At 39.5% G+C, this 20,809-nt stretch carries 19 protein-coding genes; 18 read left to right on the top strand and 1 reads right to left on the bottom strand.

The window, feature by feature from the left end:
* Positions 1 to 10 precede the first annotated feature (10 nt).
* Genes priA through MHH95_RS08790 form a run of 10 tightly spaced genes read left to right on the top strand, consistent with a single transcriptional unit; the run spans position 11 to position 11,302 of the window.
* Entirely contained in the window at positions 11 to 2,419 is a 2,409-nt protein-coding gene (gene priA, locus MHH95_RS08745) for a primosomal protein N' (RefSeq protein ID WP_340727184.1), read from the top strand.
* 24 nt (positions 2,420 to 2,443) lie between these two features.
* A complete protein-coding gene (gene def / locus MHH95_RS08750; RefSeq protein WP_340727185.1) occupies positions 2,444 to 2,935 on the top strand; it encodes a peptide deformylase in 492 nt (163 codons plus the stop codon).
* A 3-nt stretch (positions 2,936 to 2,938) separates the two neighbouring features.
* The gene (gene fmt / locus MHH95_RS08755; RefSeq protein ID WP_340727186.1) at positions 2,939 to 3,880 is read left to right on the top strand and encodes a methionyl-tRNA formyltransferase; all 942 of its coding nucleotides are present in this window, start codon (positions 2,939 to 2,941) and stop codon (positions 3,878 to 3,880) included.
* The gene (rsmB, locus tag MHH95_RS08760; RefSeq protein WP_340727187.1) at positions 3,877 to 5,244 is read left to right on the top strand and encodes a 16S rRNA (cytosine(967)-C(5))-methyltransferase RsmB; all 1,368 of its coding nucleotides are present in this window, start codon (positions 3,877 to 3,879) and stop codon (positions 5,242 to 5,244) included. The genes fmt and rsmB overlap by 4 nt, the downstream gene beginning before the upstream one ends.
* A 3-nt stretch (positions 5,245 to 5,247) precedes the next feature.
* Positions 5,248 to 6,396, top strand: a complete 1,149-nt coding sequence (rlmN, locus tag MHH95_RS08765; RefSeq protein ID WP_340727188.1) for a 23S rRNA (adenine(2503)-C(2))-methyltransferase RlmN — start codon at positions 5,248 to 5,250, stop codon at positions 6,394 to 6,396.
* A gap of 10 nt (positions 6,397 to 6,406) precedes the next feature.
* The gene (locus tag MHH95_RS08770) at positions 6,407 to 7,153 is read left to right on the top strand and encodes a Stp1/IreP family PP2C-type Ser/Thr phosphatase (RefSeq protein ID WP_340727189.1); all 747 of its coding nucleotides are present in this window, start codon (positions 6,407 to 6,409) and stop codon (positions 7,151 to 7,153) included.
* Between the two features lie 2 nt (positions 7,154 to 7,155).
* Positions 7,156 to 9,114 carry a Stk1 family PASTA domain-containing Ser/Thr kinase gene (gene pknB / locus MHH95_RS08775; RefSeq protein WP_340727190.1) on the top strand — a complete coding sequence of 653 codons (1,959 nt, stop codon included), beginning with the start codon at positions 7,156 to 7,158 and terminating at the stop codon, positions 9,112 to 9,114.
* A 12-nt stretch (positions 9,115 to 9,126) separates the two neighbouring features.
* Positions 9,127 to 10,008 carry a ribosome small subunit-dependent GTPase A gene (rsgA, locus tag MHH95_RS08780; RefSeq protein ID WP_340727191.1) on the top strand — a complete coding sequence of 294 codons (882 nt, stop codon included), beginning with the start codon at positions 9,127 to 9,129 and terminating at the stop codon, positions 10,006 to 10,008.
* Between the two features lie 2 nt (positions 10,009 to 10,010).
* On the top strand, positions 10,011 to 10,676 hold the full coding sequence (rpe, locus tag MHH95_RS08785; protein WP_340727192.1) for a ribulose-phosphate 3-epimerase: 666 nt from the start codon (positions 10,011 to 10,013) through the stop codon (positions 10,674 to 10,676).
* On the top strand, positions 10,673 to 11,302 hold the full coding sequence (locus MHH95_RS08790) for a thiamine diphosphokinase (RefSeq protein ID WP_340727193.1): 630 nt from the start codon (positions 10,673 to 10,675) through the stop codon (positions 11,300 to 11,302). The genes rpe and MHH95_RS08790 overlap by 4 nt, the downstream gene beginning before the upstream one ends.
* 195 nt (positions 11,303 to 11,497) lie before the next feature.
* On the opposite strand, the gene rpmB is transcribed toward MHH95_RS08790, so the two are convergent.
* The gene (gene rpmB, locus MHH95_RS08795; protein WP_004227417.1) at positions 11,498 to 11,686 is read right to left on the bottom strand and encodes a 50S ribosomal protein L28; all 189 of its coding nucleotides are present in this window, start codon (positions 11,684 to 11,686) and stop codon (positions 11,498 to 11,500) included.
* Positions 11,687 to 11,903: 217 nt separating this feature from the next.
* On the opposite strand from rpmB, the gene MHH95_RS08800 reads away from it, so the two are divergent.
* The 8 genes from MHH95_RS08800 to plsX all read left to right on the top strand — a co-directional run bounded on the left by MHH95_RS08800 (position 11,904) and on the right by plsX (position 20,786).
* On the top strand, positions 11,904 to 12,779 hold the full coding sequence (locus tag MHH95_RS08800; RefSeq protein WP_340727196.1) for a diacylglycerol/lipid kinase family protein: 876 nt from the start codon (positions 11,904 to 11,906) through the stop codon (positions 12,777 to 12,779).
* A gap of 220 nt (positions 12,780 to 12,999) precedes the next feature.
* Entirely contained in the window at positions 13,000 to 13,362 is a 363-nt protein-coding gene (locus MHH95_RS08805) for an Asp23/Gls24 family envelope stress response protein (RefSeq protein ID WP_008403339.1), read from the top strand.
* 18 nt (positions 13,363 to 13,380) lie between these two features.
* Entirely contained in the window at positions 13,381 to 15,027 is a 1,647-nt protein-coding gene (locus MHH95_RS08810; RefSeq protein ID WP_340727197.1) for a DAK2 domain-containing protein, read from the top strand.
* 273 nt (positions 15,028 to 15,300) lie between these two features.
* Positions 15,301 to 15,963: an L-serine ammonia-lyase, iron-sulfur-dependent subunit beta gene (sdaAB, locus tag MHH95_RS08815; protein WP_191698445.1), complete on the top strand. Its 663-nt coding sequence runs from the start codon at positions 15,301 to 15,303 to the stop codon at positions 15,961 to 15,963.
* Positions 15,964 to 15,974: 11 nt separating this feature from the next.
* Positions 15,975 to 16,895, top strand: coding sequence for an L-serine ammonia-lyase, iron-sulfur-dependent, subunit alpha (gene sdaAA, locus MHH95_RS08820; protein WP_191698444.1), 921 nt, complete (start codon positions 15,975 to 15,977; stop codon positions 16,893 to 16,895).
* 144 nt (positions 16,896 to 17,039) lie between these two features.
* The gene (gene recG, locus MHH95_RS08825; RefSeq protein WP_340727198.1) at positions 17,040 to 19,079 is read left to right on the top strand and encodes an ATP-dependent DNA helicase RecG; all 2,040 of its coding nucleotides are present in this window, start codon (positions 17,040 to 17,042) and stop codon (positions 19,077 to 19,079) included.
* Between the two features lie 142 nt (positions 19,080 to 19,221).
* Entirely contained in the window at positions 19,222 to 19,785 is a 564-nt protein-coding gene (gene fapR, locus MHH95_RS08830) for a transcription factor FapR (protein WP_340727199.1), read from the top strand.
* A gap of 5 nt (positions 19,786 to 19,790) precedes the next feature.
* Positions 19,791 to 20,786, top strand: a complete 996-nt coding sequence (gene plsX / locus MHH95_RS08835; protein ID WP_340727200.1) for a phosphate acyltransferase PlsX — start codon at positions 19,791 to 19,793, stop codon at positions 20,784 to 20,786.
* Positions 20,787 to 20,809 lie beyond the last annotated feature (23 nt).

The raw sequence follows: 20,809 nt of genomic DNA on the forward strand, positions 1-20,809 counted from the left end.
GCGATGGACAATGAAATTTGCACAAGTAATCGTAGATGTTTCAGCTTATCCGGTGGACCGTCCGTTTGATTATTTAATACCGGAAGATTGGGAAGAATTAATCGATTTAGGTTGTCGAGTAAAAGTACCATTTGGGCCACGTAATGTACTTGGTTTTGTCGTAGGTATTACGTCCGAGTCTGAAGTACCAGTAGAAAAAGTGAAGCCGATTACCGAAATACTTGATATCGAGTCGATTTTAACAGAAGAAATGCTTAGTTTGGCAAAATGGCTAAAGCACCAAACAATCTGCTATGAAATTGATGCATTGCAAGTAATGCTGCCAGGTGCTTTGCGGGCAAAGTATGAAAAGTATGCGGTTTTAAATGGGGAAGTTTCACATTTACCTGCAACACTTCAGCCATACTATGAGAAAACAGCGAAAGTGAATTTGTCTCAGTTTGAAAAAGCGAACTTATTAAAACCGATAAAGCGTGCAGTAAAAGATGGTCTTATAATTATCGACAATGAAGTGAAACAAAAAGGGCAGGTTAAGCAAGTACGGAAAGTCCAAATACATTCTCAGGAGCAATTAGAAAATGTACTGCAGCAAATGGGGAAACGTGCACCGAAGCAAGTAGCGTTAGTCGAATGGATGATGCAGCATGCGGGGGAAATCTTATTGCCTGATGATATTTGCGAAGCAGTGCATATTACAAATAGTGTACTGAATAGTGTCATTGACAAAGGTGCTGCAGCGTATATTCAAGAGGAAGTATACCGTGATCCGTTCACAAAAAATGTTGAGAAAACAGAATTTCTACAGCTAACAGATGAACAGGATCATGCACTGACAAAAATTATTGCTGCAATAGATGACCAGCGCCAGGAAACATTTCTACTGCACGGTATTACAGGTAGCGGTAAAACAGAAGTTTACTTACAGGCGATTCAACGTACTATTGCGGACGGAAAAGAATCAATCGTTTTAGTACCTGAGATTTCATTGACACCTCAAATGACAGAGCGTTTCAAGTCACGTTTCGGTGATGAAGTTGCTGTAATGCATAGTGGGTTATCTGTTGGTGAAAAATATGATGAATGGCGAAAAGTACAACAAGGGAAAGTGAAAGTTGTCGTTGGAGCTCGTTCAGCTATTTTCGCCCCTTTTAAAAATTTAGGGTTAATTATTTTGGATGAAGAGCATGAGTCCACATATAAGCAGGAAGATTCACCACGTTATCATGCCAGAGATGTAGCAATTTGGCGCGGGAAATATTATAACTGCCCGGTAATTTTAGGTAGTGCGACGCCTGCTTTGGAATCTTTCGCGCGGGCGAAAAAAGGTGTATATACATTGCTTACATTGGCCCATCGTGCGAAAAACCAAGCATTGCCTACAGTTCATATTGTAGACATGCGTGAACAACTCCAGGCGGGAAATCGTTCAATGTTCTCCGAGCCATTAATGGAGGCATTGCAGGATCGACTGAATAAAAAAGAGCAAACAGTGCTCTTTTTAAACCGCAGAGGATACTCTTCCTTTGTTTTATGTCGTGATTGCGGAACGACGGTACAATGCCCAAACTGTGATATTTCCTTAACGTATCATCGTTATCAGGAAAAGCTGAAATGCCATTATTGCGGTCATGATGAATACATTCCGGAAACTTGTCCTGAATGCCAAAGTGAAAACATTCGTTATTTTGGAACAGGTACACAGAAGGTAGAAGAGGAAATTTATAAATTATTTCCAGAAGCACGTGTACTTCGAATGGACGTAGACACGACAAAGCAAAAAGGGGCACATGAAAAAATGCTCGATGCTTTTGGACGTGGTGAAGCAGACATTCTGCTCGGTACACAAATGATTGCGAAAGGTCTTGATTTCCCGAATATTACGTTAGTCGGGGTTTTAAGTGCCGATACTTCGCTCCATTTACCGGATTACCGGGCGGCAGAAAAGACGTTCCAGCTGATGACGCAAGTAAGTGGACGAGCAGGGCGCCATGAAAAATTAGGTGAAGTATTTGTACAGACGTATACGCCCGATCATTATGCGATCCAGTTATCGAAAGATCAGGATTATCCACCGTTTTACGAACGGGAAATGCATGCCAGACATATAGCGGGATATCCACCGTATTATTATATTGCGCTTGTTCAAGTTTCTCACGAAGATGTGATGCTTGCTGCAGAATATGCAGGACGTGTAGCGGAATATTTGCGAGAGAATTTATCATTTAATGTTTCGGTGATTGGGCCAACGACTGCTAGTATTGCCCGGCTCCAAAATAGATATCGCTATCAATGTTTGATAAAATATAAAGTAGAGCCTCAATTAATACCAGTCCTTTTACAGCTTATTAAGATGTATCGCTCGGAATGGATAAAAAAAGGCATTGTGCTGACAGTTGATTTAGATCCAACAATGATCTAATGCATATAGAAAGAGGTAGTAGAAATGGCTATTAAAGAAGTAGTAAAAAACCCAGCGAATGTATTATCGCAAGTAACAAAAGAAGTTGAGGTGATTGATGAAAGTACGATTCAGCTTCTGGATGATTTATATGACACAATGGTCGAAAACGATGGAGTTGGAATCGCGGCACCTCAGATCAACGTAGGTTTACGAGTAGCGATTGTGGAATTAGGAGAAGATATTCTTGAAATGATTAACCCCATTGTACTTGAAACGCGCGGCCAAGCGGAAGATGTGGAAGGCTGCTTAAGCTTCCCTGACCTTTTTGGTATGGTAAAGCGACCTACTTACGTAAAAATTGAAGCATCTGATCGTGAAGGCCGTGTATATGAGCTTGAAGCGGAAGATTTTGAAGCACGCTGTATATTGCATGAAATTGATCATTTAGATGGTGTATTATTTGATTCCAAAATGACGCGGGTATTGACAGAGGAAGAAATAGAAGAGCTGTACGCGGATGTTGAGGAGGAATAATCGATGACAAAAATCGTATTTATGGGAACGCCTGCCTTTTCAGCACCAATTTTGCGTATGCTTCATGAAGAAGGCTATGAGGTTCTAGCTGTTGTTACTCAACCGGACAGACCTGTAGGGCGTAAAAAAGTATTGACGCCACCACCTGTAAAAGAAGAAGCACTTGCATTAGGCTTACCAATAATTCAACCTGAAAAGTTGCGTGGTTCGAAGGAGCTTGAAGAAATTTTAGCATTAAACCCGGATTTAGTCGTAACAGCTGCATTCGGTCAAATTTTACCGAAAGAACTTCTTGAAGCTCCACGACTAGGCTGCATTAATGTACATGCCTCTCTTTTACCTTTATATCGAGGTGGGGCACCAATTCACCAATCGATTATTGATGGTCAGTCAAAAACAGGCGTAACGATTATGTATATGGCGGAAAAGCTTGATGCAGGAGATATCATTTCACAAAGTGAGATTGCCATTGAAGATACGGACCATACTGGTAGCATGTTTGAAAAGCTAAGTAGGGTCGGTCGTGAATTATTAAAAGAAACAATGCCTTCGATTATAAATGGTACGAATGAACGCATCGTACAGGATGAAACGCTTGTGACATATGCACGCAATATTAGCCGTGAGCAGGAGTTGATTGATTGGAATAATGATGCACGTGCATTGTATAATCAAGTGCGCGGACTACATCCATGGCCAGTAGCATATACAACTTTTGAAGGTGCTAATTTTAAAGTTTGGTGGGCAAAAGTTGGGGATACTACAACGAATGCGACACCGGGAGAAGTAGTGAAAATAGCAAAAGATCACTTTGAAGTTGCGACAGGTGATGGAAATACATTGGCGCTTTATGATGTCCAGCCAGCCGGGAAAAAACGTATGACCGCAGAAGAATTTCTACGTGGAACGGGCTCGAAATTACAGATTGGGGACCGTTTTGAATGAGTAAAAATAATAAAAAGCAAGTAATTTGGGATGGCAATGTGCGGGATGCAGCGTTAACGATTTTATTAACGGTCGATAAAAGTCAGGCCTACAGTAATTTATTATTACACCAAACGATTGAAAAATATAAAATAGAAGCAAAAGATCGTGGCCTGTTGACAGAGCTGACATATGGAACTTTGCAGTATAAGCTGACACTCGATTATTATTTAGAACCTTTTATTCATGGCAAGGTTGATATTTGGGTTCGCTGGCTGCTCCGCATGTCGCTGTACCAAATGCATTATCTAACACGTATTCCGGCACATGCTGCAGTGAATGAAGCTGTGGAAATTGCAAAACGTCGTGGCCATAAAGGAATTGCCTCAATGGTAAATGGAATTTTACGTTCCATTTTACGTGAAGGTGTTCGTTCGACTGATTTAATAGAAGATGCAAATGAACGTTTAGCCGTGGAAACGAGCCATCCGCAGTGGTTAGTTAATCGTTGGGTTGAAAGCTATGGCTATGAACAAACACGCGAAATGCTACTTGAAAACAATATTGCACCTTTGCAAACCGTTCGTGTAAATACGACGAAAGCAACTGTTGAACAAGTTTTGACAACACTTGAGCGTGAAGGTGTAAAAGCGCGACGCAGTGAATTTATGCCTGAATGTATTCATCTGGAAAGCGGTCAGGCAGCACGAACAGGAGCTTTCCGAAATGGCCTCATTACGATTCAGGATGAAAGCTCAATGCTTCCGGCAAAAGTACTGAATCCACAGCCGGGTATGAAAGTGTTGGATATGTGTGCAGCACCTGGCGGGAAAACGACGCATTTAGCAGAAGTTATGAAAAATGAAGGTTCAATTTTAGCGACTGATCTTCATGTGAAGAAATTAGATTTAATCGATGAGAATGTTGCACGTTTAGGATTAAATATTATTGAAACGGCACCGCTTGATGGAAGAAAGGCAGCCAGCTTTTTAACAAAAGAAAGCTATGATGCAATTCTTGTTGATGCCCCTTGCTCAGGACTTGGTGTAATGCGACGTAAGCCAGATATTAAATATACGAAGCGCGAAGAAGATTTGGAAAGTCTGCAGACAATCCAGCTTGCGATTTTAAATAATGCAGTACAGCTATTAAAGCAAAACGGACGATTAGTGTACTCAACGTGTACAGTTGACCGCAGAGAAAATGAAGGTACGGTACAAGCCTTTCTAAATGAGCATCCTGAAATGAATTTGGAGCCAATAGAAAACTTACCAGAACAACTAAAAGCGAAACAACAAAACGGGATGCTACAAGTATTCCCACAAGATATTGGTAGTGACGGATTTTTCGTCGCTGCATTCGTAAAAAAAGGAGCGTCCAATTAACTAATGGAGCAAGAACAATTAAAACAATTTGATGAACGAATTCAGGATTTAGTGGAAGAAACAGCAGATAAGCCAGTACGTCGTGTGAAAAAAGAAAAGCCTCAGTTAAAACCTTCAATCTACTCATTGCGTCTAGATGAAATGAAAGAATGGTTAACAACAAACGGGGAAAAAGCTTTCCGTGCAGGGCAAATTTATGAATGGCTATATGAAAAGCGTGTCCAAACATTTGAGGATATGTCAAACTTACCGAAAGCATTACGTGAAAAGCTAGAGGCGGAGTTTGCTTTAACGACGCTTTCAACAATTATTAAACAGGAATCAAAAGACGGTACAATTAAGTTTTTATTCCAATTGCAAGATGGTTATTCTATCGAAACAGTATTAATGCGTCATGATTACGGAAATTCAATCTGTGTTACGACTCAAGTAGGCTGCCGGATTGGCTGTACATTCTGTGCCTCAACTTTAGGCGGTTTAAAACGTCACTTAATGGCTGGTGAAATTGTTGAGCAAGTTGTAAAAGTGCAGCAACAATTAGATGAAACCGATGAACGTGTATCCTCAATCGTAATTATGGGAATTGGTGAGCCATTCGATAACTATGACGCGATGATGAACTTCCTGAAAATCATGAATGATGACAAAGGTCTAAATATCGGTGCACGTCATATTACCGTTTCAACATCTGGTATCGTACCGAAAATTTATGAATTTGCTGATGAAGGCATGCAAATTAACTTTGCTGTATCACTTCACGCGCCAAATCAGGAAGCACGCCAAAAACTAATGCCAATTGCGAAAGCATATAAATTAGAAGAGTTGATGGAAGCGGTAAAATACTATACGAAGAAATCTGGACGCCGTGTTACATTTGAATATGGTCTAATGTCTGGAGAAAATGACACAGAAGAAGTAGCGTTAGAGCTTGCCAAGCTTATTAAAAATATTAAATGCCATGTCAACTTAATCCCTATTAACTACGTACCGGAGCGCGATTATATTCGTACGTCACGCAGTAAGATTTTTGCCTTTGAAAAAACGCTTAAAGAGCAAGGTATTAACGTAACGATCCGTCGTGAGCAAGGTGCGGATATTGCAGCTGCTTGTGGCCAGTTACGTGCACAGGAACGATCACACGAAACAAAGTAGGTGGACTATAGTGAACTTTACAGTGGAAAGTGATATTGGGTTAAAGCGAAAAATAAATGAAGATCGGGCCGCGTTTTTTGAGCGTCCCGATCATTTTAAGCTTGCAATTTTAGCAGATGGTATGGGTGGACATAATGCAGGTGATGTTGCAAGTGAGATGGCCATCACGGAAATGCACAGGCTTTTTAAACTGGTGGATGCTCAAGATTTTGCATCGAAACAACTAAAGTTGGAATGGTTACGCAATGCGGTTTCACATATTAATCAAAAAATTTATCAATATTCCTTAACACATGAAAATTGTCAAGGTATGGGAACGACGATGATTGCGGCGCTGCTTGATGAAAATGAATGCCTTATTAGTCATGTAGGCGATAGTCGTGTTTACCATTTTGCAGATGAAAAAGTAAAGTTAGTAACAAGAGATCATTCTTACGTAAATATTTTATTGGAAAATGGAGAAATTAGTGAAGAAGAGGCACTAAATCATCCTCAGAAAAATTTCATTTTAAAAGCATTAGGTACAGAAATTTCAATTGAACCGGATTTTTATGAATTGACTTTATCGAATGAAGCCTATTTACTCATTTGTTCAGATGGTCTAAGCAATAAGCTGACGACAACAGAAATGGCAACAATTATTACGCCCCAAATCTCCATAGAAGAAAAGGGGAAAAAATTAGTGCAACTAGCAAATGACCGTGGTGGCGAAGATAATATTTCCCTTATTTTAATGACAACGGTGCAGGAGGTGTAGCAATGCTTGTAGGAAAACATATAAGTGGCCGTTATAAGATATTACAATTAATTGGCGGAGGCGGTATGTCAAATGTGTATTTAGCACATGACATTATTTTAGGTCGAGATGTCGCGATCAAAATTTTACGCTATGATTTAGCAAATGAAGAAGAATTGCACCGTCGTTTTCAGCGTGAGGCATTGTCCGCTACAAGTTTAACAAATCCAAATATCGTTAGCATTTATGATGTTGGCGAAGATGGGGATATGCACTATATTGTTATGGAATATATTAAAGGGAAAACATTGAAACAATACATACAGGAGTTTTCACCTTTATCGGCAGCGCGGAGTGTTCATATTATGAAACAGCTTACTTCTGCGATTGCACATGCACATGAGAATGGTATTATTCATCGGGATATTAAGCCGCAAAATATATTAATGGATGAAGAAGGCAATGTGAAAATTACCGATTTTGGGATTGCGACATCGCTTGGAGCTACAAGCTTTACTCAAACAAATTCGGTCATAGGAACAGTTCATTACTTATCGCCAGAGCAGGCGCGTGGCGGCATTGCAACGATGAAATCCGATATTTATGCACTCGGTATCGTGCTATATGAGTTGTTAACAGGGGAATTGCCATTTTCGGGTGAATCAGCTGTTTCAATTGCTTTAAAGCACTTACAGACAGAAACACCGTCTGTTCGGGAATTTGATGCGAGCATTCCGCAAAGTGTAGAGAATATCGTATTAAAAGCAACTTCAAAAGATGCGAACCACCGATACACGAGCGCAGAAGAAATGGAAGAAGATTTAGATACTTGTTTATCCATTCAACGAGTGAATGAGCCTAAATTTGTACCACCTGTAGATGACGGTGCAACAAAGCTGATTCCAATTATTAAAGACCCTAAACCTGCAGCAGCATCTGTTCAGCAACCATCCACAGGTTTGACGGAACAAACAGTACGCATGGAAACAGACTCGACAGTGCAACAGCAGGAGCAGAAGAAACAAAAAAAGAAAAAATGGCCGCTAATTGTCGGTATACTGGCTGCTTTAGCGATAATTTTTACTGTCATAGCATTTATGATGACACCGAATAAAGTCGTAATAGAAGATGTGACAAACGAAACATTAGAGGATGCCATCCGTATTTTACAGGAACAAGGCTTTGTTATTGGTGAACAAGAGGAACGTAATTCTGAAGAGATTGAAGCGGGAAGAGTTATTGAAACAGATCCAATTGCCGGCCGCGAAAGAGAAAAAGGTTCGGAAATAGATTTAATTGTCAGCATTGGAAAAGCACCTATAGCTATGACGAATTTTGTAGGTACCCAACGCGATCAAGCTGCTGCTCTCTTAAAGGACTTTAAAAGCGTTAAATTTGAAGAAGAATATTCAGCCGAGCATGTGGCAGGCGAAATTATTGAGCAATCACCTGAAGCGGGAGAAGAAGTGCTCATCAATGAAACAGACGTTGTATTGACGGTTAGTAAAGGAAAAGAAGTTGTAGAGGTTCGAAATTTACTTACTTTTAACGAAGCCAACCGCAAAGAATACGAACTTAGCTCAGGCTTTAAAGTGAATGTGACAGGTGAAGAGCATTCGGATAAACCAGTTGGAGAAGTAATTAGGCAAACACCAAAGGCTGGCACGACGCTTGAAAAGGGTGGAACGATTAATGTAGTCGTTTCTAAAGGACCACAGGCAAAAAAAGAAAAGTCATATAAAGATACAATTGAAATCCCGTACGAACCAGCTGAAGAAGGTATGGAACAAACGGTAACGATTTATATTCAGGATAAATCACGTTCGATGGTAGAGCCTGTAGAAACGTTTACGATTACCGAAAACACAATGTATCAAATCGAGCTATTTATTGTCGAAGGTGATAAAGCGGCGTACCGAATTGATCGTGATAACAGTGTCATTGAAAATAAGACAATTACGTATGAAGAATTAGTGGAATAGAGGAGGAATTAGATGGCGAAAGCCCAAATTCGAAAAGCATTAAGTGGCTATTATTATGTTGAAAAAGAAGGCAAATTAATTCAATGCCGTGGACGTGGGATTTTCCGTAATCGCGGAGAATCTCCACTTGTCGGTGACTTTGTAGAATATTCGTATGATGGAGAATCGGATGGTTCTATTGATAAAATTTTGGAACGACAAAATGAATTGGTTCGACCACCGATTGCGAACGTTGATCAGGCATTACTTGTGTTTTCCGCAAAAGAGCCCGATTTTAATACGGTTCTGCTTGACCGATTTTTAGTCGTGCTAGAATCGTTCCAAGTACAACCGATTATTATTTTAACAAAAATGGATTTATTGAATGATGCGGAACGTTCGCATTTACAAACATATATCGATGACTATAAAGAAATCGGCTATCAAATTATTGAAACTTATATCGATGATCCAACATTACTGGAGAAAATCAAACCGTTTTTACAAGATAAGACATCAGTGCTTGCCGGACAGTCAGGTGTTGGGAAGTCAACCTTATTAAATACATTACTTCCTGAATTGGATTTGAAGACAGGCATTATTTCAAAAAGCTTAGGGCGTGGGAAACATACAACACGCCATGTCGAGCTTATTGAAGTTTGTGGTGGATTGTTGGCGGATACACCGGGCTTTAGTTCATTTGATTTTGATATGATTGAAAAGGAAGAACTGACATCTTGTTTACCGGAATTCGAGCGAATCAGCGAGAATTGTAAGTTCCGTGGTTGCCTACATATAAAGGAACCGAAATGTGCGGTAAAACAAGCGGTAGAAGCTGGTGAAATTCGACCTTACCGTTATGAGCATTACGAACAAATTTTACAAGAAATTATCGATCGAAAGCCGAGGTATTAGACATGATTAAAATTGCACCATCGATTTTAGCAGCAGATTTCGCAAAGCTGGGACAAGAAGTGAAAGAAGTAGAAGCAGCAGGAGCAGAATTGATTCATATCGATGTAATGGACGGTCATTTTGTACCGAATATATCATTCGGTGCGATTGCACTGGAAGCGATTCGCCCGCTATCTACTTTACCGATGGACGTACATTTAATGATTGAAAATCCAGACCAATATATAGAGCAATTTGCTAAAGCAGGCGCAGATTATATTACTGTTCATGTGGAAGCATGCCGTCATCTGCACCGTACAATCCAATTGATTCGCTCTTACGGTGTTAAGCCAGGTGTCGTGTTAAATCCACATACACCGATTGAAGCGATTCAGCACATTTTAGAAGATGTAGATATGGTATTATTTATGACTGTAAACCCAGGTTTTGGTGGACAAAAGTTCATCGAATCAGTTGTACCAAAAGTAGAAGCGTTATCAAAAATTATTAAAGAACGCGGTTTAAATATTGAAATAGAAATTGACGGTGGTATTAATGCAGAAACAATTGTTCCGTGTGCTAAAGCAGGGGCAACGGTTTTTGTAGCCGGCTCTGCCATTTACAGTAAAGAAGATCGCGCACAGGCTTTACAAGAAATTAAACAAGCAGGACTAGCGGCAATCCAGTGATTGTAGCAATCTGCTCAGGCGGCCCTATCCATGAGGTCGCCTTTTCTTTAATGCCTGACATATGGATAGGGGTCGATAAGGGTGCTTTATATTTAATTGATAAAGGCATTAGCCCACACCATATTGTAGGAGACTTTGATTCAGTGACAGCGGAAGAGTTTGCGCGAATATCCGAAGTTATTGAACACATTGAACAATTTCAGGCAGAAAAGGATGAAACAGATACGGATTTGGCATTGCAAAAAGCACTAACCTATGAGCCGACAGAAGTATTATTGACTGGTGTTACAGGTGGTCGCTTAGATCATTATGAAGCAACATTACGATCTGTATCTTTCATGCAGCAACAATATCCTCATATAGTATTTAAGATTATTAATTCTCAAAATAGCATTCAATTTTTACTCCCGGGTACACATCTGTTAGAACAATCCAATTATTCATATGTTTCCTTTTTTTCATATGGTAAGACACTTCAAAATGTGACATTGCGCGGTGTTAAATATGAAACACTTGATGAAGTGATTGAGCAAGGGACATCGCGTTTTACAAGCAATGAAATAATAGACGAAGGGTCTATTTCGTTTACGGGTGGCATATGTTTAATGATAAAGAGTAAAGATTAAGGAGGAACAACACTGAAAGTCTATACATTTCAAATGCCGAAATGGTTAAGTGGGGTCGCGAGAGGCTGCGTGAAGTTGTTTCGTAAAGAAAAGAAAGAAAAATAAAGTTCCTGACTACAGCTCATAAAGAATGGGGGCTGTAGTTTTTTGCATAAAAATAGAGTACCAGCAAGAGAGCCGATACTCTATACGCGATTAAACGCGTTCGATTTTACCTGATTTTAAAGCACGAGCAGAAACCCATACACGTTTTGGCTTACCGTCAACTAAGATACGAACTTTTTGAAGGTTAGCACCCCAAGTACGTTTGTTAGCGTTCATAGCGTGTGAACGGTTGTTGCCTGTACGAGCTTTACGGCCAGTAATTACGCATTGTTTTGGCATTGTAAAATTCCTCCTTACAGCTGAATCTGAAATCTTTATTTCAGTTCGTTATTTCACATACCATAATAATTTAACATACCAAAGCAATGAGTGCAAGACATTTTACATAACCTTTCAAGAAAAAAACCTTTACACCCTATTTGAAATTATAGATTAAAAATTCCGGATAAAAGGTAATAGGATATATGAAAAAATATATTTTATTGGGGGAATTTACATGAAAAAATGTATGGTCATTATAAATCCGTCTTCAGGGAAAGAGAAAGCGTTAGAATATGAAAAAAAAATTATTGCCCAATTACATAATTATGAAGTGGTAATGAAAGAAACAATGGGTGAAGGGGATGCGACCCGATATGCTAAAAAGGCATGTGATGAAAACTATGACACGGTCATTTTAGTAGGAGGAGATGGAACATTAAATGAGGGAATTAATGGAATTGCTGAACAGCCGCACAGACCGGTTGTCGGGATTGTCCCTTTAGGAACAGTGAATGACTTTGCACGCGCGTTAAATATTTCCCTCGATCCTGATGAAGCGATCGCTTTACTTGGAGGGCGTACAAGAAAGGCGGATATCGGTAAGGTCAATGATAAATATTTTACAAACATTATTGCCATTGGTTCATTAGCGGAAGCAGTAGGAGAGGTGTCGGTAGAGCAAAAAACATCACTTGGTGCTCTCGCCTATTTATTTGAGGGCGTAAAAGCAGCGATCGAAAATGACTCTTGTAATATAGAAATAACAGCAAATGGACAAACTTATAAAGAAGATATCATGATTTTTATATGTGTGTTAACCAATTCTGTCGGCAGTTTCCGACAAATCAATGAAGATGCTGACACGTCTGATGGTTTAATGCACGGTTTTATCGTAAAGAGCACCAATACATTACAGGTAGTCGGTACGGCTAAAAACCTTATAACAGGCAACCATGAGAAGGACGATAATATAACAAAATTTGATGCACAGGAAATTCAAATTAAAGCGGATCAACCACTTCCTCTAAATGTCGATGGCGACTTAATCAGTCAATTACCGGCAAAAATTTCAGTTTTGCATAATCATATCGAATTTTATTGTAATAATTAACATTATTAATTATGCTCCCGTATAACAATTGAATTTTGTCGAATACTCAAATTATCAAGTTTAAATAATTCTATATAAGAATGGAAAATTTTGAAATAAAAAAATTGAAGTTTGTTAAAAAGATGACTTCAAGCTAGACGTGGATGAACGTTTTCTTTTATAATCAACTTTTGTGTAGTACAATATAAATTAGTTAAATAGAGCCAAGGGGGCATTCACTATGTCAGTAGAATTAAATAACGAATTCGGTCATATTGATATTTCCAATGATGTTATTGCTCAAATTGCTGGTGGAGCAGCGATTGAATGTTATGGCATTGTAGGCATGGCATCAAAACATCAAATTCGTGATGGATTAACAGATATTTTACGAAAAGAGAATTTTGCTAAAGGTGTGCTCATCCGCCAAGAAGGTGATGACTTACATATTGATATGTACATTATTGTAAGCTACGGTACAAAAATTTCTGAGATCGCTTATCAAGTACAATCAAAAGTAAAATATACAGTAAATAAAACATTAGGTATGAGCGTTAAATCAGTTAATATTTTTGTACAGGGCGTTCGTGTTGCGAATGTGTAAGAGGAGGAAATGAATCGAATGAAGTCTTTAGACGGAATTAAATTTGCTGAAATGGTCCAAATGGGTGCACATCACCTATACCAAAATGCAGCATATGTTGATTCACTAAATGTATTCCCTGTGCCGGATGGTGATACAGGGACAAATATGAATTTATCAATGACATCTGGTGCAGATGAAACAGAAGCTAATGTAAATGCACATATCGGTAAAACGGCACAAGCGCTATCAAAGGGCTTACTTATGGGAGCTCGTGGTAACTCAGGTGTAATTTTATCTCAATTATTCCGTGGTTTCGGTAAAGCAATCGAAAAAGATGCTGAAATTGATGCGAAGGGCTTAGCGAATGCTTTCCAAGCAGGCGTAGATACTGCCTATAAAGCCGTTATGAAACCAGTGGAAGGTACAATTTTAACGGTAGCACGTGAAGCTGCGGCAAAAGGTGTCGAAGTAGCGGAAACTGAAGATAATATGATTACGCTAATGGAAGCATTTATCGAAGAAGCCAAGCAATCATTAAATCGCACACCGGATCTTTTACCAGTATTAAAAGAGGTTGGTGTTGTGGATAGTGGTGGCCAAGGCTTACTATTTGTTTACGAAGGATTCCTTGCTTCAATGAAAGGTGAACCTTTACCAGCGAAAAATGAATCTTCACTAGATGATTTAATCAATGCTGAACACCATCGTGTACAGGATTTCATGGACACATCTGATATTGAATTCGGATATTGTACAGAAATCATGGTGCGCTTTGAAGAAGATAAAACACCATTTGACGAAGAGCAGTTCCGCCAAGAGTTAAATCCAATGGGTGATTCATTATTAGTCATTTCAGATGATGAAATCGCGAAAGTACATATTCACTCGGAAACTCCTGGAGACGTACTTGCAGCTGGTCAAAAATATGGTAGTCTTATTAAAATTAAAGTAGATAATATGCGTGAACAGCATTCTGCTATCGTAAATGATGCACCAAAAGCTCCTGCTAAACAGCAAAAAGCAAAAGTTCCATATGCGATTGTAACGATTGCAATGGGTGAAGGTGTTTCAAATTTATTGCGTTCAATCGGTGCTTCTTATGTAATAGAAGGCGGACAAACGATGAATCCTTCTACTGAGGATATCGTAAAAGCTGTTCAGGAAATTGGTGCAGAACGTGTATTAATTTTGCCGAATAACAAAAATATCATTATGGCAGCAGAACAAGCAGTTGAGCTTCTGGAAATTGAAGCTGCTGTTGTGCCAACAAAAACAATTCCTCAAGGGATGGCAGCTATTTTAGCATTTAATCCTGCTGAGTCGGTTGAGGATAATAAAAATAACATGACATCAGGTTTTGCTCATGTGAAGACAGGTCAAGTAACATTTGCAGTACGCGATACATCGATTGATGGTGTTGAAATCCGCAAAGATGATTACATGGCATTAGCTGAAGGTAAAATTATTTTATCGACTCCTGAAATGATGGATGCAGCGAAAAAAGTGCTTGAAGGATTAATGGATGAAGATTCGGAAATCGTTACAATCATTTTTGGTGAAGATGCAACAGCAGAGCAGGCAGATGAATTACAAAACTTTATCGAAGAAAATTACCCGGATGCAGAAGTGGAAATTGTTGAAGGTAAACAATCCCTTTACCCATTCATTCTTTCTGTAGAATAAATAGTAAAAAGCAACTGGGATCATACGAAAAACATCAATTATTTCTCTTTGTGAGAAAAATTGATGTTTTTCTGTTTGCAATCATGATTTAATTTACGAAGTAACCTATAATAAGTGAATTTTCTCCGTTTATTTTTCAATCCGGAATGATAAGGGTATTTCTCCTTATAATGGTTATTATTCTGTTTTAACAACAAGAAGTTTGTTAATTGCAGAGAAAATGAGTACACTAGATGTATATGAAAGTATGAAAGAAAATGGGGGATTATCATTATGAAATTTACATCAGTTTTTGATATTATCGGTCCAGTTATGATTGGGCCATCCTCTTCACATACAGCTGGTGCAGCACGCATTGGTCGTGTCGCGCGTGATTTGTTCGGACGTCAACCTAAATGGGTAAAAATTTATTTATATGGTTCATTTGCTGAAACTTATCGAGGGCATGGCACTGATGTCGCTATTGTCGGAGGATTACTCGACTATGATACAGATGACGAACGTATTAAAACAGCTTTTGCCGAAGCGGAAAAAGCCGGTTTGCAATTTGAATTTATTCCAGAAACAGCAAATAAAGAACATCCAAATACAGCACGTCTTTTAATGGGCGATGATGAGTCGGAAATGAGTGTTGAAGGTATTTCAATTGGCGGCGGTAAAATTGAAATTAGCGAAGTGAATGGCTTTAAACTGCGACTTACAGGAGGAATGCCGGCTATTTTAGTCGTGCATGATGACCGTGCAGGATGTATCGCAAACGTAGCTAATTGCTTAGCGATGCATGACGTAAATATTGGGCATATGGAAGTATCACGTATAGAACGTGGCTTAACTGCTTTAATGGTTATTGAAGTTGATCAGAATATAGATCAGCGTCTACTAGAGCAAATTTCTTACATCCCGCACATTACAAAAGTTTCAAAAATTAATAATTAAGGGGTGACAAAATGGATGTATTATTTCGTAGTGTTCGAGAATTGGTGGAATTAGCAGAGAAAGAAGGAAAGCTAATTTCTGAATTAATGATAGAGCAGGAAATGTTAATTACAGGCCGTACTCGTGAGGAAATTTTTGCGCAGATGGATCGTAACCTGACAATCATGGAAGAAGCGGTTGAGCGCGGCTTAAAAGGAGTACAGTCCGTAACAGGTTTAACTGGTGGAGATGCTGTACTCATTCAAAATTATATTAAAAAAGGCAATTCATTAGCCGGAGATCTTTTACTTGATGCTGTCAGCAAAGCGGTTGCTACAAATGAAGTAAATGCGGCAATGGGTACAATTTGTGCGACTCCGACTGCAGGTTCTGCGGGAGTAGTTCCGGGGACATTATTTGCAGTTCAGAATAAATTAAATCCGACGCGTGAACAAATGATCCGCTATTTATTCACTTCAGGGGCATTTGGTTTTATCGTGGCAAACAATGCCTCGATTTCAGGAGCAGAAGGTGGCTGTCAGGCGGAAGTAGGAAGTGCATCCGCAATGGCTGCTGCAGCGATTGTCGAAATGGCTGGAGGAACTGCTCAGCAAAGTTCGGAAGCATTCGCAATTACATTGAAAAATATGCTTGGTTTAGTGTGTGATCCGGTTGCCGGCTTAGTAGAAGTACCATGTGTAAAGAGAAATGCAATGGGTGCATCGAATTCACTTGTTGCAGCGGATATGGCGTTGGCAGGTGTGACTAGCCGCATACCGTGTGATGAAGTTATTGGTGCAATGTACCGTATCGGTCAGGCAATGAGCCCGAACTTAAAAGAAACGGCTCGTGGCGGCTTAGCGGCAACACCGACTGGTAAAGCGATTACACATGCAATTTTTGAAGGTGGAGATTTAAAGAGCCTGTTAAAATCACGTGTAAACAGCAATTAGTATTTGAATGTATAGAGGTTTATTTGTTTGTGTTAAAGATCTTTCAGATTTTTAGCACAAGCTTTTTTTCATTTGAAAGAGAACGTATGCACCTATTTTATGCTATTCTTAAGGAACAAATATTTCGTAAAGGAAGTGTCGAAAATGATCCATGAGCCAGTTTCACAATTAAAGGGTATCGGAAAAGAAACAGCTGAAAATTTGATGAAAATTGGCATACATACCGTTCATGATTTGATTTGGACATTTCCGTATCGCCATGAAGATTTTCGATTGAAGGATTTAACAGAAACCCCACATAACGAACGTGTCACTATTGAAGCGCGTGTTGAAAGTGAGCCAACAGTATTATTTTTAGGGAAAAATAAATCCCGACTTCAATTTACGGCACTCGCAGGAAGACATTTAATAAAAGTAGTGTTTTTCAATCAGAACTATTTGCGGCAAAAGCTGTTAACGGGCAATATTATTACGGTGACAGGGAAATGGGATCGTGGACGTCAAGTAATTGTAGGATCCACTGTTACATTTGGTCCAAAAACCGATCAGATAGATTTTGAGCCGGTATATAGTTTAAAGGGAAATATCCAGCAAAAGCGATTTCGTAAATATATGCGACAAGCATTAGATACTGTAAAGGATCAATTGCCTGAAACATTGCCAAGTGTACTGCGTGAAAATTATCAATTAGTTAATATTCATGATGCATTGGAAGGTGTGCATTTCCCACTAAATGCTGAACATGCAAAACAGGCGCGCCGTCGTTTTGTTTATGAGGAGCTATTACAATTTCAACTGCGTATTCAAGCCTTAAGAAAAGCGAATAAGGAAAATGAAAAGGGAATTTCAATTCGTTTTGATTTAGAAAAATTAAAGGAGTTTATCGCTACATTACCATATGAGTTGACAGGTGCCCAAAAGCGAGTGGTCAATGAAATATGTAAAGACTTACTGCTTCCACAGCGTATGAACCGGCTTTTACAAGGGGATGTAGGTTCCGGTAAGACTGTTGTGGCTGCAATCGGTCTTTATGCTGCGGTAACAGCAGGCTATCAAGGGGCTTTAATGGCACCAACCGAGATTTTGGCAGAGCAACATGCTGAAAACTTACATACGTGGTTTGATGCAATTGGTGTCAAGGTCGCATTGTTATCTGGCTCTACAAAAGTTAAGGCCCGTCGTGAATTATTGGCACAGCTGGCAGCAGGTGAAATCGATATACTGATTGGTACACATGCATTGATTCAGCCAGATGTCGAATTTCATAACTTAGGGTTTGTAATTACAGATGAACAGCACCGTTTTGGGGTAGAACAACGTCGAGTATTACGGGAAAAGGGAGAAAGTCCGGATGTTATGTTTATGACTGCTACTCCCATTCCGCGTACATTGGCGATTACAGCTTTTGGTGAAATGGATGTTTCCATTATCGATGAGCTGCCTGCAGGACGTAAGGAAATCGAAACACACTGGCTAAAGAAAGAGCAGTTAAATAGTGTATTAATGCGGATGAAACAAGAGCTTGTATCCGGTCGCCAAGCGTATGTTATTACGCCGTTAATTGAAGAATCGGATAAGCTTGATGTGCAAAATGCAGTTGAAGCATATGAACAGTTAAAAGCTTACTTCGGCAATCAGTTTGAAATAGGGCTCATGCATGGGCGCTTACATTCTGATGAAAAGGATGCGGTGATGCGCGGATTTAGTGAAGGGAAAATCCATGTTCTTGTTTCAACGACCGTAGTTGAAGTAGGGGTAAATGTTCCCAATGCTACATTTATGACAATTTATGATGCGGAACGATTTGGTTTAGCCCAACTTCACCAGCTCCGTGGACGTGTTGGCCGGGGAGAGCATCAATCGTATTGCGTGCTCATAGCGGATCCAAAAACAGATGAAGGTAAAGAGCGCATGATGAGCATGACAGAGACGAATGACGGATTCCGTTTAGCTGAAAAAGATTTGGAACTTCGAGGCTCCGGAGATTTTTTTGGGAAGCGTCAAAGTGGGTTGCCTGAATTTAAATTGGCTGATCTCGTTCATGATTACCGTGCATTGGAAACTGCAAGACAAGATGCTGCTAAAATGCTGTATGAAGAAGCGTTTTGGCACGATGCTGAATATGAGTACCTCCGTAAAGAGTTAGAAGATTCCGGCGTTCTGCAAGGTGAACGAATAGATTAGTTATTGGTACAGCTAGAAACACAGGTTTTTTAGGAACGCAGCAAAAATATGTTGCGTTCCTTTTTTTATACCTGTATATTGATATTAGTACCAAGTGCTAATACTAATCTTTTATAAAATTAAAGGTAGGTAACAAATACGTATGAAGCGTTCCAAAAAAGAGCGACAGTCATTGTTGACTGAAAAAATCGCCGACAATCCTTTCGTTACTGATGAACAATTAGCAGCTGAATTTAATGTGAGCGTTCAAACGATTCGACTGGATCGGATGGAACTTGCAATCCCGGAATTACGGGAGCGTATTAAAGATGTTGCTGCTAAAAAATATGACGAAGTAAAATCTTTGCCACTAGATGAAGTCATCGGTGAAATTATTGATATTGAATTGGATAACCGGGCTATCTCCATTTTTGATGTTGGAGATGAACATGTATTCCAACGCAATGGCATAGCACGTGGGCATCATTTATTTGCACAGGCCAACTCTTTGGCGGTGGCGGTAATTGATGACGAGCTTGCCCTTACAGTAAAATCAAATGTTGCTTTCGTAAAGCCAGTTCGTGCGGGTGACCGTGTCGTAACGAAAGCAATTGTAAAAGGGAAAAACTCTGAAAAAAATCGTACATTTGTTGAAGTGATTTCTTCTGTTGATAACGAATTGGTTTTTAAAGGGGAATTTGAAATGTACCGTACGAAAGGTGAATAAACAATATGAAAATAGCAGTAGACGGCATGGGTGGAGACAACGCCCCACAAGCTATCGTAGAAGGTGTGTTACTAGCACTTGAAGACTTTCAGAATATAACAATCGATTTATATGGTGACGAACAAAAGATGGCGCCATATTTAAAAAAACATGATCGTTTAACAATCGTGCATTGCGGTGAGGTAGTGGAAGCCGAGGATGATCCGGCACGTGCTGTACGTCGTAAAAAGGATTCATCAATGGCACGTATGCTGGATGCTGTTGCTGAAGGGAAGGCAGATGCATGTCTATCAGCAGGAAATACAGGAGCTTTAATGGCGGGTGGTCTGTTTAAAGTAGGTCGTATTGACGGAGTATCACGCCCTGCATTAGCAACGACATTGCCAACGATGAATGGGGACGGCTTTTTAATGCTGGATCTAGGTGCCAATGCGGATGCAAAAGCCGAAAATTTACTTCAGTTTGCTATTATGGGCGACATTTATGTAAAGCAAGTGCGCGCTCAAAAGGCACCGCGTATTGGATTGCTGAATATCGGAACAGAAGATAAAAAAGGCAATGAGCTGACAAAATCTGCATTTACATTGTTGAAGGATGCAGACTTTAATTTCAAGGGGAACGTGGAAGCACGTGAATTATTAAATGGCGTGGCAGACGTTGTCGTTACAGATGGTTTTACAGGTAATATGGTCCTGAAAACAATCGAAGGAACTGCGGGTACAATTTTCAAAATGTTGAAAGAAACACTGTTTTCTACAACAAAAACGAAAATCGCAGCTGCTTTAGTGAAAAATGATTTAAAACAACTTAAAGATAAAATGGACTACACAGAATATGGTGGTGCAGCATTATTCGGGTTGAAAGCACCGGTAATTAAGGCGCATGGTTCATCGAATGCACGTGCGATATACAGTGCCATTCGCCAGGCGACGATTATGGTAGAGCATGAAGTATGTGAAACGATTGCCAAAACAATCGAGCAAATGCCAAAGCCAGAATAAGAACTTCACAAAGGGGATTATTT

The sequence above is a fragment of the Solibacillus sp. FSL K6-4121 genome (genome assembly GCF_038002585.1).
Lineage (GTDB): Bacteria > Bacillota > Bacilli > Bacillales_A > Planococcaceae > Solibacillus > Solibacillus faecavium.